The sequence below is a fragment of the Pseudoalteromonas sp. S2755 genome, from assembly GCF_005886535.1.
Lineage (GTDB): Bacteria > Pseudomonadota > Gammaproteobacteria > Enterobacterales > Alteromonadaceae > Pseudoalteromonas.
On sequence record NZ_PNDS01000284.1, the window covers coordinates 1 to 249 of the forward strand.

1 protein-coding gene is annotated in these 249 nt (G+C 50.6%); it reads left to right on the top strand.

The genetic code is table 11. From position 1 onward, the window contains the following. The first annotated feature begins 43 nt into the window (after positions 1-43). Entirely contained in the window at positions 44-190 is a 147-nt protein-coding gene (locus CWC03_RS23615) for a hypothetical protein (RefSeq protein ID WP_171040331.1), read from the top strand. The last annotated feature ends 59 nt before the right edge of the window (positions 191-249 follow it).

Sequence of the window (249 nt, forward strand, 5' to 3'; positions counted from 1 at the left end):
GTAAGGGTATGACGAATCCATTCGCCATCAAGGGACTGAACTTGTGGTCGCTCAAACTCCACCGGAAAGTCAGGAACAACAGGACACTGCTGCAACTCAGTTTGCCAATAGGCAAGATCCGCCTGATAGCGATCTTGCTGTTGTTGCTGCCACTAGGCAAAATCAGCATACTCCACCGACAGCGGGTTAGCGTATTGGTCTAGCAACGGATACGCGGGCTCTTCGCTAAAGTCCGGATAAAACTACACA